Source organism: Olleya sp. YS (assembly GCF_029760915.1).
Lineage (GTDB): Bacteria > Bacteroidota > Bacteroidia > Flavobacteriales > Flavobacteriaceae > Olleya.
Window position 1 is genome coordinate 366,596 of the sequence record NZ_CP121685.1, and the last position, 14,469, is coordinate 381,064.

Consider the following 14,469-nt stretch of genomic DNA (forward strand, 5'->3'; position numbering starts at 1 on the left):
TTAAATTACAATTAAAAATGGAAAACACACACTCACAACACCACATCAATCAACCACAACAAAACAATAACAAATTTGGACATTGGCTTAAAACATCAATTACAGCTAGATTACTAATGGTAGGTTTTCTAACCTTAATCTTATTAATTCCGTTATTTTTTATTCAAACTTTAATTGACGAACGCTCCAGACGACAGGAAGATGTTGTGCAAGAAATTAATGAAAAATGGGGAAATGAAGTACTGTTATATGGTCCAGTTTTAAAAATTCCGTACAAAACTTTTTCAGAAAAAATAGTCACTAATCAAGAGACAAAAAAAAGCTACACAGAAACTAAGGAGAATATATATTATGCTTACTTCTTTCCTTCAGATTTAAACATATCGTCTACAGTTAATCCAGAAGAAAAAGAACGTGGTATCTTTAAAACTGCGGTTTATGATAGTCAGATAAATTTAAATGGTCAATTTAGTACTCCAGATTTTTCAATAGGAGACATTAAACCAGAGCAAATCCTTTGGAACAAAGCTAAACTTATGGTTAGTACATCAAACTTAAAAGGAGTTACTACTGCAAAACTTAAGCTTAATAATACCAATTATGAGTTTGCTTCAACCTATAACGGAAAATCTAATAACTACTATAATCAAGTAGTTATGCATACCTTAGAAACTAAGGTTTTAAAAGAATTTACAGAAGATTCTTTTAACAAAAACATATCTTTCGCTTTAGACTTTAACATAAAAGGAAGCAAGCAAATTAGATTTATTCCTATTGGTAAACAAACAAAAGCTTCTATGATGTCTAATTGGAAAGACGCTAGCTTTTTTGGAGAATTCCTACCCTTTAACGAGGATAAATTTACTGAAACAGGTTTTGATGCTAAATGGAATATTCTTGATCTTAATCGTCCATTTTCTCAGCAACATTTTGGTGCATTGCCAAAGTTAGACGAGTTTGCTTTTGGTGTTAATTTTATGATTCCTGTTGACGAATACACAAAAAGTGAACGTTCAGCAAAATATGGCTTTCTAGTTATTGGACTAACCTTTTTGTTATTCTTTTTAATACAAACACTAAGTAAGATTAATATTCATCCTTTCCAGTATTTAATGATTGGTTTGGCGTTAACCATGTTTTACACACTATTAGTGTCTATTAGTGAGCATAGCAACTTTTTAAAGGCTTATTTAATTGCTGGTGTATCTGTAATTTGCTTAATTACACTCTACTCAAAATCTATATTAAGCACCTGGAAGTTCCCTCTATTTATTGGCCTCTCCTTAACTGCTTTATACACCTTTATTTACGTTATTATTCAGTTAGAAAATTACGCCTTAATCGTGGGAAGTATTGGTTTATTTATCATACTAGCACTAGTTATGTATGTGTCAAGAAAAATAGATTGGAACAATAATTAACCTTTTAGTTAGTGTGTGATGATGCTCCTCTGCTTTGGCATGAGCATCATTATTTATATAATTTTAATAATGAAAATAAGTATCAACACCCTTTACCTTAAACTAACAGGTATAGTATTACTAATAGAAATAGCTATTGCACTTTTTTTAAAAGAAGGGTTTATCCGCTTTACTGTTGGCGATTTTTTAGCTTCAATTTTGGTGTACACATTGCTAAGAAGTTTTTTAAAAATAAAACACATTTACATTGCTATAATAGCTTTAGTAATTTCTTTTTCCATAGAATTTTTACAGATGTTTAATTTCTTAGACTATTTAGGTGTTAGAGGAAACAGCATTATTGCCATATTACTAGGTAGCCATTTTAGCATAGAAGATTTAATTGCTTACGCATTAGGCGTGATTACCATTTTTATAATTGATTTAAAATACATGACACATGAAGACCATTAAAACCTATTTAAAAACCGAATTTAAAATCATTTCCATTCTATCCATGCTTTCAGCATTCAGTATTATTTTATTGATGGTTAGAATGAAATTGACACAGTCCTACTACTATTTATTTTTAGTCTGGAATTTATTTTTAGCAGGAATACCATACCTTTTAAGCTCTTATTTGAGCACACTCCATAAACCCAATACGTTCTATGTGTTTGCAGTTAGTTTTGCTTGGTTACTCTTTTTACCTAATGCACCTTATATTATTACAGACTTATTTCATTTACAATATAGTAACCAGCACTTAATTTGGTTAGACACTTTAGTTATTGCTGCTTTTGCAATAACTGGAATGCTACTGTTTTTTAAATCGGTTGTATCAATGGAAACCATCTTTAAGACTAATTTTAATAATCGCATTATAAATTACAGTAAACCTATATTATTTATTCTTGTTGGTTTTGGTGTCTATTTGGGACGTTTTTTACGCTTTAATTCTTGGGAGATTATCAATAAACCAATAAGCATTTTTGAAACTATTTTTGAGATTACGTTAAATCCAAGCATACACCAAAGTGCTTGGTTATTTACAGTTGTCTTTGGATTGTTTTTATGGGTTGGCTATATAGTGTTTAAACAATTTACTACAATCAAAGCATAAAAAAAGGAAAGCTGTTGCTTTCCTTTTTTTAATATTTTTAGATTTTAAAAATCTGTAGGATCGTTTGGATCAGTTTCATTAGGTCCTAAAAAGCCATCACCATCTGAATCTATTTCATCTTCATCATTGACACCATCATCATCGGAATCTTCGTCATATGGATCAGTTGGAGCAAATCCAGTAGAAATGTTACCTAACACTGCGTTTATTTCCTCATAATTATATAAACCATCATCATCACAATCTGCATAATACAACCAATAATTACTGTATGGTTGAGAGATTAAAGTTTCATCAGAATCACATGTATCTAAAGGATCAGTATTACTGTTAACTTCATCATTGTTAGTAACACCATCACCATCAGTATCAATAATTGGAAAATCGGTTGCATCGTTAGGGTCTGTACCAGCAGATACTTCATCACAATCAGTTACTCCATCATCGTCACTATCTGAATCGTATGGATCAGTAATATTTCCGTTAGGATTACAGTTAGAATTTGGATTATTAATTCCGGTTAATTCTTCACAATCTGTTAAACCATCTTGATCACTATCTGCAAAACCTTCCCCTAACAAGTATATCATACCTACTGCAGATTGATTAGAAATAGTATTTGTAGTCAATACAAAAACTTCTTGTAACATTAAAGTATTGACATATAAACTAGGATTGGCAATTGGATTGATGTTAGCATCTGCATCTGCTTGAGTTTCAAAATAAGTAAAAGTTGTGTTAGGGTAAGTTACTCCGTAAGTGTCTGTTAAATCATATTCATAAGCTGTGCTATCACAATTAAGTGAAAAAATCTCAGAGAAAAACGTTATAACATCTTGTTCATCTAAATAATCTGGTATTTGGTCACCATCACTATCCTCATTCATTGGGTTACCGTCATTATCATAATCTTCATCAATGGTGTTGACACCATCACCATCATCATCAACGTCTAAATAATCTGGTGTTCCATCTTGGTCTGTATCATCATCATCTAAATTGTTATTTCCGTTTAAATCTTCATTAAAATCTAAAACACCATCTGCATCACTATCTACTAAATCCACACAGGACATTTGCATACCTAAATCTGTTGTAGGTATGGTAAAGTTTCCTGTAACTGCGTCTGTACTTTGACCATTAGCTAAATCAAAAAACTGAGCAGAAAAATTAGTATCTGAGTCACAGTAATCAATTACTAAATCTAACAATCCGTTAGTGATTGGTATTGTACTTGTAGAATCATTATAAAATAATTGCACATATCCATTAGTAGCAGGATTACCAGAGCAATCATTAAACACTCCTGTTAAGTTTGTAGTTTCTGCGTTAGAATCTGAAACAGTTATTGTAATGTTAGTATCTATTGAAAATGGACCAATAGTTTCAGTGAAATCGTTATTAATACATCCATAATTAGGAATAGTTAATGTTAATGTTTCATTTAAAGGGACTAAACCACAATCTTCACCATTTTGATTAGTGTAACCACCTGATGAAGAGCTCCAACCAATAGCATCACGTTGTAATTGTATATAAGTATTAGGTATTGGGTTACCATTTCCATCGACCAAAGTCACACAAAACTGAACGGTATCAAAAGGCGCATCACAATTCCAAAAACTAAAGTGAGTGACTTCTCCAACATATTTATTACCATCTAATGTAGCAAAACCTTCTTCTACCCAATAGCCATATTGCTCATCAAAATACCATAAAGGGATAGTTGCTGGTGGATTAGTTGCGTTGGTTGGTACTGGAATAGAAATCTCTGCAACCGTACCTTCAGCTATATTTAAGCTCTCGCCATTTTGTCCAATTAGCTCTACTGCAATCATACCATAAGTTTCCAAAACACGTAAGTCACCATTACTATTTTCTGCAATAAGTGCTCCTGGCATTTGTAAATCCATAGTCTCGTTATCTGGATTAAGATGTTTTAAAACCACATCTACATTACCTTGATACGGAAAACCATTTTCGGTCTGATACTCTCCAGCAAAATTTACAGCTGTCCCATTTGGTAAACCTACAGATATAGCTTGACCAGAAGTAACTGTTGTCAATACATCTAAATCTAATAACATAATTGTTACTTGATTAACACCATCTGTTGGTACTAAAGCTCTAGAGCCATCTATAAAACCAGTTTTACTGGCTTTGACATAGGCAAATTTTTCATAAACTTGAGCATTTTCTAAAGAAAAAATACCATTAGAATCTGTTAACGTCATAGATGTTCCAATGGTTATGGTTACTCCAGAAACTGGGTTACCATCCTCATTGACAACAGTTCCCATAAAACGAGCAGTTGTAGTGTTTCCAAAATTGTCTAAAAAAGGGTTACCAGTTTCGGCATCCACTTGTTGTTGATTTAATGGAATATTATTGTCTTTTTCGCAAGATAAAATGGCAAAAAGTGCAAGCAATGGAAGTAACAATCTTAATTTTTTCATGTCAATTGGTTTATTTTATAAATATAACAAGTTGATTAGTAAATCACCTACTTTATAGATGCATCTTACCACTAATGGTTGCGTATAAAAATAGTTTTTACTTTAATTTAATAATTTATCATTACTCTTTTCCGTTTACATAATCTTGCAAATAGCTAAAACGCTTAGTTAATTGACCATTTTCGGTCATTTTAGCACGTTTTAAAACACCATCCGCATCATTATTAAAAAAAGCAGGAATGACATGTTTTAAAAACATATCTCCAAAGCCTTCACTTGCATCTTTTGGTAATTCGCATGGTAGGTTATCTACTGCCATAACCGTTATAGCATCTTTATGGTTATAAGCAACCTCATGTTCTGTTTCAGGATGATAGCCATAAAAAGGATCTGCAATGGTCGACGGTCTTATGGTACTAGCTACAGGTCCATCAATATCGCAAGAGATATCCGCTACTAAATTGATTCTAAATTCTGGATGCTTAGCATCTTCTCTGGTAAATAAATAAGGTGCTCCATCTCCGTAGAAGTGTCCTGCTATAAAAAAATCGGTTTGTTTTGCGTAAGGCATAAAATTACTTTCGTAATTACTTGGATCTTTGTAGAACGCATACTTATTGCCAACTTTACCATCCTTACGTTTATTATATTCCATGACATCAACCATGCAATACACAGGTTCTGAAAATTCAGTAGTCAAATACAAGGCATCACTAACTTCTTTAATTTTTAAGTGATCTAAAATTTCTTTGGCGCCTTTTGCTACTTTTCCAGTACCTGACAGTAATATCTTAATATTAGGAATAGTGATTTTGTCTAATTCCTGCTTAACATGATCTAAATCGTCTAACGTTTCTACTTTAGGCAAATTGAATAATCTGTCTCGTAAACCCAAAGCTCTAAATCCATTATATGCACCTACTAATCCAGCATAACGACCAAAACCTATAAGTCTGGCACCATTTTGTTTAACAATGGTTTCATGATCATATAATTCAATATTTTTTTCTAAGATGGCTTGCAACAACTTACGATTGTAAGGTTGTTTTTTAATGGTATGGCTAAAGAAAAAGTATTTTTTATTTGGAATCAGTGCCTCAATAGGCACTTCTTTTACGCCAAACATAACCTCTGCATCAGAAACATTTTCTGACACTTGAAAACCTAATTTTTTATAGTCGGCATCATTAAATACGCGAATATCAGAAGTTTCCACAATAACTTCAGCTTGAGAAAAATCAGCTTGTAGCTTTTTTAAATCGTCAGGTGAGAATACAACACGTCTATCTGGTGGATTTTTACGTTCTTTTATAATGGCGAATTTCATAAATCTAAATTTGTAGTTGCTAAAATACCTTTAAAATTAAGGTTTAGCAAATATAATTTAGTCTACACGTTGCACTTCACTTTCGCTTTTTAAAACATAATCTCCATCATCTTGTTTAATGTAAAGGGCTTTGTTTCCTGACTCACCATCTCTAGTAACTTCGGTACCTTTAATTGTTTTTGTCACTTTATCAGTGTAGGTTTCTTGGACTTTTCCTTGTGCAGTTCCATTACCCCATTTCCATAGTACTTTTGTTCCTTTTTGTATCATTTTATATTTTTTTGTTTAAATTACTTTAAAAGCCTGACATTATATCTTAAGATTTTTATAAAACTTGATTGGTACAGACTTTGCTTTATATTTTTTAGTAATTTCGTTATCCTTAATTACACAACCTTTAATTAAAATGGGGTCGACTGGTTTTGACAGCGAGATTAATTAAATGGTAAGCACGTCGAGTAATGATTTTGAACTCGTAAAACGCTAAGTCAACTTTTTAATCGGCGAGAATAACTACGCTTTAGCTGCCTAATCCGAATTATAGTAGGATTAAGCCTCGGCTCACAAGGTGAGCAAGCTTTATGTCTCCGGAAAGCCTTGATTGACGGCGTTCCATTTTGAGGCATCGAAAATGTCAATATAGATTAAGTAGCGCTTCGATGCTTTTTCGAAACTAAAGAAGATAAGTTAAAAGTGGGTTGTTTGTAACCAGCTTTTAATCGAAAACCCAAGAACAAAATAAACGTGTAGAAAGCCCTTTGGTTACTTGTTTGGACGAGAGTTCGATTCTCTCCGACTCCACTTATACTCTCCACAGTCTAGAACTTTTGGAGAGTTTTTATTTATAATTAATATAGTATGGAAAAAACAGTTACAGAAGCCATTAAGTACCGACGCTCTACTAGGGTTTACAAAAAAATAGACATAGATACAGAACAAGTAAAGCAATGTTTATACAATGCTTCGTTAGCACCAACAAGCAGTAATTTACAGCTTTGGGAATTTTATCATGTTACTAATAAAAAAACTTTAAAGCAAATTGCAGAAGCATGCTTTAATCAAAGTGCTGCAAAAACGGCTAATCAAATAGTTGTAGTTGTTACTAGAAAAGATTTATGGAAACAACGTGCTAAAGCCAATATTCAGTTTTTAAATAGTGTATACAATAAGCCAGATTTATCTGATAAAGACTTAAAAAGAAAAAAAATGGCAACAAATTACTATAAAAAATTAATTCCGACTATTTACACGGATTTTTTAGGAATTCTTGGTTTTACAAAATATATAATTTTTCAAATTGTTGGTATTTTTAAACCAATATACAGACAAACCAGATTAAGTGATATGCGAATTGTTGCTCATAAAAGCGCAGGTTTAGCAGCTCAAAATTTTATGATTAGTATGGCAGCTGTTGGGTATGATACTTGCCCTATGGAAGGAAGCGATACGTTACGCGTAAAAAAAATACTTAATTTACCGTCTGGTTCTGAAATAAATATGGTTATTGGTTGCGGAATTAGAGAGGAGTCTGGTATTTATGGCCCACGTTTTAGAATACCTTTTGAGGAAGTTTATAAAGAGGTTTAAAACTACTTGACGTACTTATAACCTTCATGTTTCCATTTGGAAAAGCCACCTTCTAAATCATATATTTTTTTAAACCCTAAATTTTTCATCTTTTCAGCGCATTTAGCACTTCTACCACCTTTTTGACAATACAAAAGCACAGGTTTTTCTTTGTTTAATGTTTTTATGTCATCTTCGAAAGTTGGAGACATAAAATCTATATTTTGGGCTTCAGCAATATAACCAGATTGATACTCCTCTGGCGATCTTACATCTACTAATTGTACATTATCTAATTGTAAAAGAGTTTGCATCTCTTCTGGAGAAACTACTTTAGTCTCACTCTCTATTTGTGGTTTACAACTTATTAATACTATTACTAGTAAAAAGCTTAATAAGATTGATGATGTTTTCATAATATTATAGTTATTCAACTTCTCCTGTCCACTCACTAAATCCTCCTAAAAGATTATAAGTGTTTTCAAAGCCTAATTGATTCATAATTGCACATGCTTGAGCACTTCGTCCTCCTGCTTTACAGTAGACATACATGTTTTTAGATTTATCTAATTCTTCTACTTCATATATAAATCCTTGACCTTTATAAATATCAATATGCAAAGCATTTGGTATTTTTCCTTCTGCTACTTCATCCTCTGTTCTTACATCTAGGATGATTGCATTATCATCATTTTTTAATTGATTTACCCAATCTTCTTGTGTTAAATCTGCCATTATCCGTTACTATTATTTTACCTCAAAATTAACGTTTCTTTAGGATATAGACGTAAAAAAATCCGAAATGTTACAATTTCGGATTTTAATATAAGGGTATAAATAGTATTATACTTTTATAGAACAACCTATAGCTCTAGTTTCTTTAACTTCAATATCTTTTCCGCTTAATAGTGCGTTTACTGCATTTTCAACATATTTTATTTTAACAGCTGATTCATCTTGGAAATTATCATCTATTGCGCCAATGTACTTCACGATATTTTTTTCGTCATATTTTTCTAGAATGTAAACGTGTGGTGTTTTAGTTGCACCATATTGAGGGTAAATTTTTTGTCCTTCGTCCATTAAATATGGGAAAGTAAATCCTTTTTCCTTCGCTCTCTCCTGCATAGCTTCCATATTGTCACCTGGTTTAACCTGAGTATTATTAGGCATAATAGCTATTACTGGATACCCTATATCTGCATATTTTTTGTTTAATGCTTCAATCCTATCCTCATAGGCTACTGCATAAGGACAAGTGTTACAAGTAAAAACAACTATAAAGCCTTTAGCCTCTTTAAAATCTGATAAAGACACCATTTTTCCATCGATATTTTCTAATTCAAAATCGGTAGCATCATCACCAATTTTATAACCTTGAGATTCAATATTTGTTTTGGTTGTAAATGCGCTTACTACAATTAGTAATAACATTACTGCTGTAATTTTTAGTGTTTTTTTCATGATTATTTAATTTAAAAATTGTTTTAATTCGGTTTCTAATTCTTCATATTCAAAAGAGTGTTCGTAAAATAATGTTTTCTTTTGATTATATATTATTGTAGCAGGAATAGCTCCTGACCAGTCTTTGTCAACTTTTGGAATCCACGTATTAGAGTCTACGTCATTTAGTAGTATGACTTCACTTTTAAGTTTGTGCTTTGCCAAAAATGGTTTTAGCTTAGTTTCTAAATGCTTTGGAAAATCTAAACTTACTAAAATAACTTCAACTTTTTTATTAGCATAGTCTTTGTTCAATTTTTCAAAATAAGGTAATTCTTTGACACATGGTGCACACCAAGTGGCCCAAAAATTAACGACGTAAGTTTTACTATTATCTTTAGCTGCCAAGTAAACTTCTAACTCGTTAAAATTGAAAATTTTTAATGCATCAGAATAGAAAGTAGTAGATTCTTTTACTGTAGAATTAGAGTTGCCAATGTTATTACCTAAAGGCGTTAAAAGTAAAAACGATATTAGTAAAATAAACTTCATAAAGTAAAAATAGTATTAAATACAATGTGTTTTTATCTTTTAACAAATAATTAAATGGCAAAACATTTGAAAACTAAAATTTGATTTCTATATTTGAACTTTACAAAACAAATGAACGCAACTTTAAATCATACTTGGTGGTGGAACTCTCGAAAATCAACATTCGTGAACTAACGCTATAGGTATATTTAACAAAAAATATCAAAAAGGCTTGTCATTCACGACAAGCCTTTTTTCATTTTAAACCAAAACATGAAAACATTTAGTTTATATACACATTACAAAAAAATATTAGCAGATACCATTACACCTGTTAGCATTTACCTTAAAATAAGGGATAAATATCCTAACAGTATTCTATTAGAAAGTAGCGATTATCATGCTAACGACAATAGCTTCTCATACATCTGTTTTAATCCTATTGCCTCTATTAAAGTAGATGATAAAGCCATTACACAAACGTTTCCTGATGGAAGTGTAATGAAGAACAAAGTGCGTAATGTCACTAAAATGATTCATAAATTTACTAAACGATTTAAAGTAAATTCTGAAGATTTTAAATTTATTAATAACGGAATTTTTGGGTACACCGCTTATGATGCGGTCAAACATTTTGAAGACATTGACATTTCAAAAAAACCTAACTCTTTAGACATACCAGATATTTATTATGCTGTATATCAGAATATTATTGCAATAAACCATTTTAAAAATGAAGCTTATATTTTTGCACATTGCTTTGAAACCGAAAATAATATTGAAGAAGTCTTACAACTGATTCAATCTAAAAACTTTGCGTCTTATGATTTTAAAACTAACTCTGAAATTGAATCAAACTTAACAGATGATGAATATAAACAACAAGTTGTATTAGCAAAGCAACATTGTGCCAGAGGTGATGTGTTTCAATTAGTACTATCAAAAAAATTTTCACAAGCGTTTAAAGGCGACGAGTTTAATGTTTATCGTTCATTGCGAAGTATTAACCCATCACCTTACTTGTTTTATTTCGACTATGGTAATTTTAAAATTTTTGGAAGCTCGCCAGAAGCACAATTAGTAGTTAATAAAGGTCGTGCAGAAATCCATCCAATTGCAGGTACTTTTAAACGTACAGGTAACGATGAAAAGGATACGGAATTAGCAAAACAATTAGCTGCAGATGAAAAGGAAAATGCAGAACATGTTATGCTAGTTGACTTGGCAAGAAACGACCTAAGCAGACATGGAAGCCAAGTTAAAGTAGTAACGTATAGAGAAGCTCAGTTTTTTTCTCACGTTATTCATTTAGTAAGTAAAGTCACTGGAAAAGTGTATAAAGATGTTCCAACCATGCAAGTAGTAGCAGATACCTTTCCTGCAGGAACTTTAAGTGGTGCACCAAAGCACAGAGCCATGCAACTTATAGAAAAATACGAAAAAACAAGTCGTACTTTTTATGGAGGCGCAATAGGTTTTATGGATTTTGAAGGTAATTATAATCATGCTATTATGATTAGAACTTTTATGAGTAAAAACCATAAACTACATTGGCAAGCAGGAGCTGGATTAGTATCAAAATCTGACCCAGAGGACGAATTACAAGAAGTCTACAATAAACTAGGCGCTTTGACAAAAGCTATTGAGTTAGCAAAGAATATTTAAAATAGTAAGAAGTGAAAAAAATTAAAACTAATAGCCAAAAGCTAAAAGCAAACAGCTAAAATATATGAAAGTATTAGTAATAGACAACTACGACAGTTTTACCTACAACCTAGTCCATTATTTAGAAGATTTAGATTGTGAGGTTACTGTAAAACGAAACGACAAACTCACTTTAGACGATGTTGAGGCTTTTGATAAAATAGTATTATCACCAGGACCAGGAATACCTGACGAGGCAGGATTGCTAAAAGCTATTATAAAGCAATATGCGCCTACTAAAAGTATTTTAGGAGTGTGTTTAGGACAGCAAGCTATAGGTGAAGTTTTTGGAGGTACATTAATAAATTTAGAGGACGTCTACCATGGAGTAGCAACCACAGTTACGACCAGTGTAGATGACGAGATTTTATTTAAAGGATTAGATAAAACCTTTGAAGTTGGACGATACCACTCATGGGTCGTCAATGCAAATTTACCAGACGTCTTAGAAGCCACATCGTTTGATGAAAACGGTCAAGTCATGTCATTAAGACATAAAATATATGACGTTAAAGGCGTACAATACCATCCAGAGAGTGTTTTAACACCAAATGGAAAACAAATATTAGAAAATTGGGTGAACAGTTAGCAGTTAGCAGTTAGCAGTTAGCAGTTAGCAGTTAGCAAAAATTGAAATAAATTAGGAATTAAAAAAATAGAAAAAAAAAAGAAAAGTCCCAAATCAATTCGCAGAATTGAACATTGAAATGCAGAAATAATGAGTGAAGGAATGAAGATGCGAAGCGTAGCTTCAAGCACAGGACAGAGCGTTAAAAAAATGTATAGTATACATTTTTAGCGTATGTGCCAGCTAGCGCTAAGGATAAAGCGAATGGTGCTTTAGCAATTTCCTCATTTCAATATGATTTTTTGGTTCGTTTTGTATCAAGACAAAATGAACAGAAATAAAATTGCTTTAGAAGATAATAAAAGTATAATTAAAAAAATTACCGCTTTCGCGGAAATGAAAAACAAGTTTTTCAATGAAACACATACTAAACCGATTAATAAACCAAGAAAGCATCACCAGCGAAGAAGCAAAAAACGTGTTGGTTAATATTTCCGCAGGACAATATAACCAAAGCCAAATCGCTTCATTTTTAACCGTTTATATGATGCGAAGCATCACTCTGGAAGAGCTTCAAGGCTTTAGAGATGCACTTTTAGAATTGTGTATTCCAATAGATTTGTCAGATTTTAATGCTATTGATTTATGCGGAACTGGTGGAGATGGAAAAGACACCTTTAATATTTCCACATTAGCCTCTTTTGTAACTGCAGGTGCAGGAGTAAAAGTAGCAAAACATGGTAATTACGGAGTCTCTTCTGCATCAGGATCTTCAAATGTTATGGAAGCGTTAGGGATTCATTTCTCAAATAAATCAGATTTTTTAAAATATGCTATTGATCAAGCTGGCATTTGTGTGTTACACGCGCCTTTATTTCATCCAGCGATGAAAAATGTGGCTCCAATTCGTAAAGAATTAGGTGTGAAAACCTTTTTTAACATGTTAGGACCAATGGTAAATCCAGCGTTCCCAAAAAACCAAATGGTTGGTGTTTTCAATTTAGAATTACAACGTATCTATGGGTATCTTTATCAAAATACTGATAAAAATTATAGCATTGTTCACGCGCTTGATGGTTATGATGAAATTTCATTAACAGGGAACACCAAAATTATATCTAATACAACCGAAACGATGTTAAGTCCATCAGATTTAGGTGTAGAACAAATAGAACAGTCAGATATTTTTGGAGGACACTCAGTAAAAGCTGCTGCCAAAATATTCAAAAACATAATTAATGGAAAAGGAACAGAAGCGCAAAACAATGTGGTTTGTGCCAATGCAGGATTAGCAATTGCAACAGTCAATCAAATCTCTCATCAAGACGGATTTGAATTGGCAAAAGAGAGTTTAGAAAGCGGAAAAGCTAAAGCTAGCTTAGAACGATTAATAGAATTGAGTAAATAAATATAAACGTCACTTCGAGTGATTTTTGAGGTACAAAAAAAATGTATCAAGAAGCTAATAAAGTTCTCGATACAATTTCGATAAAAATCGAAATCACTCGAACTGACGGAAAAATAATATGGACATATTACAAAAAATAACAAACGATAAACGTATAGAAGTAAACCTTCGCAAACAACTCATACCCATAAAACAATTAGAGCAATCCGTTTTATTTGAACGTGACACCATTTCACTTGCAAAAAAATTAAAAGCAAGTAACACAGGTATTATTGCTGAACACAAACGTCGTTCGCCATCAAAACTAGTGATTAATCACAATCTAAATGTATTTGATGTCGCTAAAGGTTATGAAAACGCAGGAGTTTGTGGTATGTCTGTGTTAACAGACGGAAAATATTTTGGTGGTAGTTTGGAAGATTTATTAATAGCCAGAGCAAGTTGTCATTTACCATTATTGCGCAAAGAATTTATAATTGACCCTTATCAGATTATCGAAGCTAAAGCTTATGGAGCAGATGTTATTTTATTGATAGCTGCTATCCTGACTAATGCAGAAATCAAACAATTTTCAGAATTGGCAAAAAGTTTAAATCTTGATGTGCTTTTGGAAGTACATAACGAAGCGGAATTACATAAATCTATTATGCCAAGTTTAGACATGCTTGGCGTAAACAACAGAAATCTTAAAACCTTTGAGGTAAGCCTAGACACTAGTAAACAACTTAGTAATTTAATTCCTGAAGACTTTGTAAAAGTCTCAGAAAGTGGAATAAGCAACATACAAGCAATTAAACAATTACAACCTTATGGTTATAAAGGGTTTTTAATTGGTGAAAACTTTATGAAAACCAACAATGCTGGCGAAAGCGCTATGCAATTTATAGAAAAATTAAAATAATAATCAAAATTTATGGCGTGTGGTGAGATTCCCACTGTCGCA

General features: G+C 32.1%; 15 protein-coding genes and 1 other RNA gene. 9 read left to right on the forward strand and 7 right to left on the reverse strand.

What is annotated here, in order from left to right:
- The first annotated feature begins 17 nt into the window (after positions 1–17).
- The 3 genes from creD (at position 18) to Ollyesu_RS01790 (ending at position 2,523) form a co-directional block, all read left to right on the forward strand.
- Entirely contained in the window at positions 18–1,421 is a 1,404-nt protein-coding gene (gene creD / locus Ollyesu_RS01780) for a cell envelope integrity protein CreD (RefSeq protein WP_279302097.1), read from the forward strand.
- A 69-nt stretch (positions 1,422–1,490) separates the two neighbouring features.
- Positions 1,491–1,874, forward strand: coding sequence for a DUF2809 domain-containing protein (locus Ollyesu_RS01785; RefSeq protein WP_279302098.1), 384 nt, complete (start codon positions 1,491–1,493; stop codon positions 1,872–1,874).
- Positions 1,861–2,523 carry a DUF1361 domain-containing protein gene (locus Ollyesu_RS01790; protein ID WP_279302099.1) on the forward strand — a complete coding sequence of 221 codons (663 nt, stop codon included), beginning with the start codon at positions 1,861–1,863 and terminating at the stop codon, positions 2,521–2,523. The genes Ollyesu_RS01785 and Ollyesu_RS01790 overlap by 14 nt, the downstream gene beginning before the upstream one ends.
- A gap of 44 nt (positions 2,524–2,567) precedes the next feature.
- Here Ollyesu_RS01790 and Ollyesu_RS01795 read toward each other — a convergent pair whose 3' ends face one another.
- The 3 genes from Ollyesu_RS01795 to Ollyesu_RS01805 all read right to left on the reverse strand — a co-directional run bounded on the left by Ollyesu_RS01795 (position 2,568) and on the right by Ollyesu_RS01805 (position 6,576).
- On the reverse strand, positions 2,568–4,979 hold the full coding sequence (locus tag Ollyesu_RS01795; protein WP_279302100.1) for a hypothetical protein: 2,412 nt from the start codon (positions 4,977–4,979) through the stop codon (positions 2,568–2,570).
- Positions 4,980–5,100: 121 nt separating this feature from the next.
- The gene (locus Ollyesu_RS01800; RefSeq protein ID WP_279302101.1) at positions 5,101–6,306 is read right to left on the reverse strand and encodes an NAD(P)-dependent oxidoreductase; all 1,206 of its coding nucleotides are present in this window, start codon (positions 6,304–6,306) and stop codon (positions 5,101–5,103) included.
- A gap of 57 nt (positions 6,307–6,363) precedes the next feature.
- A complete protein-coding gene (locus Ollyesu_RS01805; RefSeq protein ID WP_279302102.1) occupies positions 6,364–6,576 on the reverse strand; it encodes a DUF2945 domain-containing protein in 213 nt (70 codons plus the stop codon).
- Between the two features lie 138 nt (positions 6,577–6,714).
- Between Ollyesu_RS01805 and ssrA the strand changes: the two genes are divergently transcribed.
- Both ssrA and Ollyesu_RS01815 read left to right on the forward strand, forming a co-directional pair.
- Positions 6,715–7,110: a transfer-messenger RNA gene (ssrA, locus tag Ollyesu_RS01810) on the forward strand.
- A 54-nt stretch (positions 7,111–7,164) separates the two neighbouring features.
- Positions 7,165–7,893, forward strand: a complete 729-nt coding sequence (locus Ollyesu_RS01815; protein WP_279302103.1) for a nitroreductase family protein — start codon at positions 7,165–7,167, stop codon at positions 7,891–7,893.
- A 2-nt stretch (positions 7,894–7,895) separates the two neighbouring features.
- On the opposite strand, the gene Ollyesu_RS01820 is transcribed toward Ollyesu_RS01815, so the two are convergent.
- The 4 genes from Ollyesu_RS01820 to Ollyesu_RS01835 form a co-directional block, all read right to left on the reverse strand.
- Positions 7,896–8,288 carry a rhodanese-like domain-containing protein gene (locus tag Ollyesu_RS01820; RefSeq protein WP_279302104.1) on the reverse strand — a complete coding sequence of 131 codons (393 nt, stop codon included), beginning with the start codon at positions 8,286–8,288 and terminating at the stop codon, positions 7,896–7,898.
- 10 nt (positions 8,289–8,298) lie between these two features.
- On the reverse strand, positions 8,299–8,607 hold the full coding sequence (locus Ollyesu_RS01825; protein ID WP_279302105.1) for a rhodanese-like domain-containing protein: 309 nt from the start codon (positions 8,605–8,607) through the stop codon (positions 8,299–8,301).
- Positions 8,608–8,715: 108 nt separating this feature from the next.
- A complete protein-coding gene (locus Ollyesu_RS01830) occupies positions 8,716–9,336 on the reverse strand; it encodes a thioredoxin family protein (RefSeq protein ID WP_279302106.1) in 621 nt (206 codons plus the stop codon).
- A gap of 6 nt (positions 9,337–9,342) precedes the next feature.
- Entirely contained in the window at positions 9,343–9,867 is a 525-nt protein-coding gene (locus tag Ollyesu_RS01835) for a TlpA disulfide reductase family protein (protein WP_279302107.1), read from the reverse strand.
- A gap of 252 nt (positions 9,868–10,119) precedes the next feature.
- Here Ollyesu_RS01835 and Ollyesu_RS01840 point away from each other — a divergent pair, with 252 nt between their 5' ends.
- From Ollyesu_RS01840 to trpC, 4 genes are all read left to right on the forward strand, one after another.
- Positions 10,120–11,511, forward strand: coding sequence for an anthranilate synthase component I family protein (locus tag Ollyesu_RS01840; RefSeq protein ID WP_279302108.1), 1,392 nt, complete (start codon positions 10,120–10,122; stop codon positions 11,509–11,511).
- A 64-nt stretch (positions 11,512–11,575) separates the two neighbouring features.
- Complete coding sequence (locus tag Ollyesu_RS01845) at positions 11,576–12,139, forward strand: aminodeoxychorismate/anthranilate synthase component II (protein ID WP_279302109.1); 564 nt, start codon at positions 11,576–11,578, stop codon at positions 12,137–12,139.
- 394 nt (positions 12,140–12,533) lie between these two features.
- A complete protein-coding gene (gene trpD / locus Ollyesu_RS01850) occupies positions 12,534–13,526 on the forward strand; it encodes an anthranilate phosphoribosyltransferase (protein WP_279302110.1) in 993 nt (330 codons plus the stop codon).
- Positions 13,527–13,644: 118 nt separating this feature from the next.
- A complete protein-coding gene (gene trpC / locus Ollyesu_RS01855) occupies positions 13,645–14,427 on the forward strand; it encodes an indole-3-glycerol phosphate synthase TrpC (RefSeq protein ID WP_279302111.1) in 783 nt (260 codons plus the stop codon).
- The last annotated feature ends 42 nt before the right edge of the window (positions 14,428–14,469 follow it).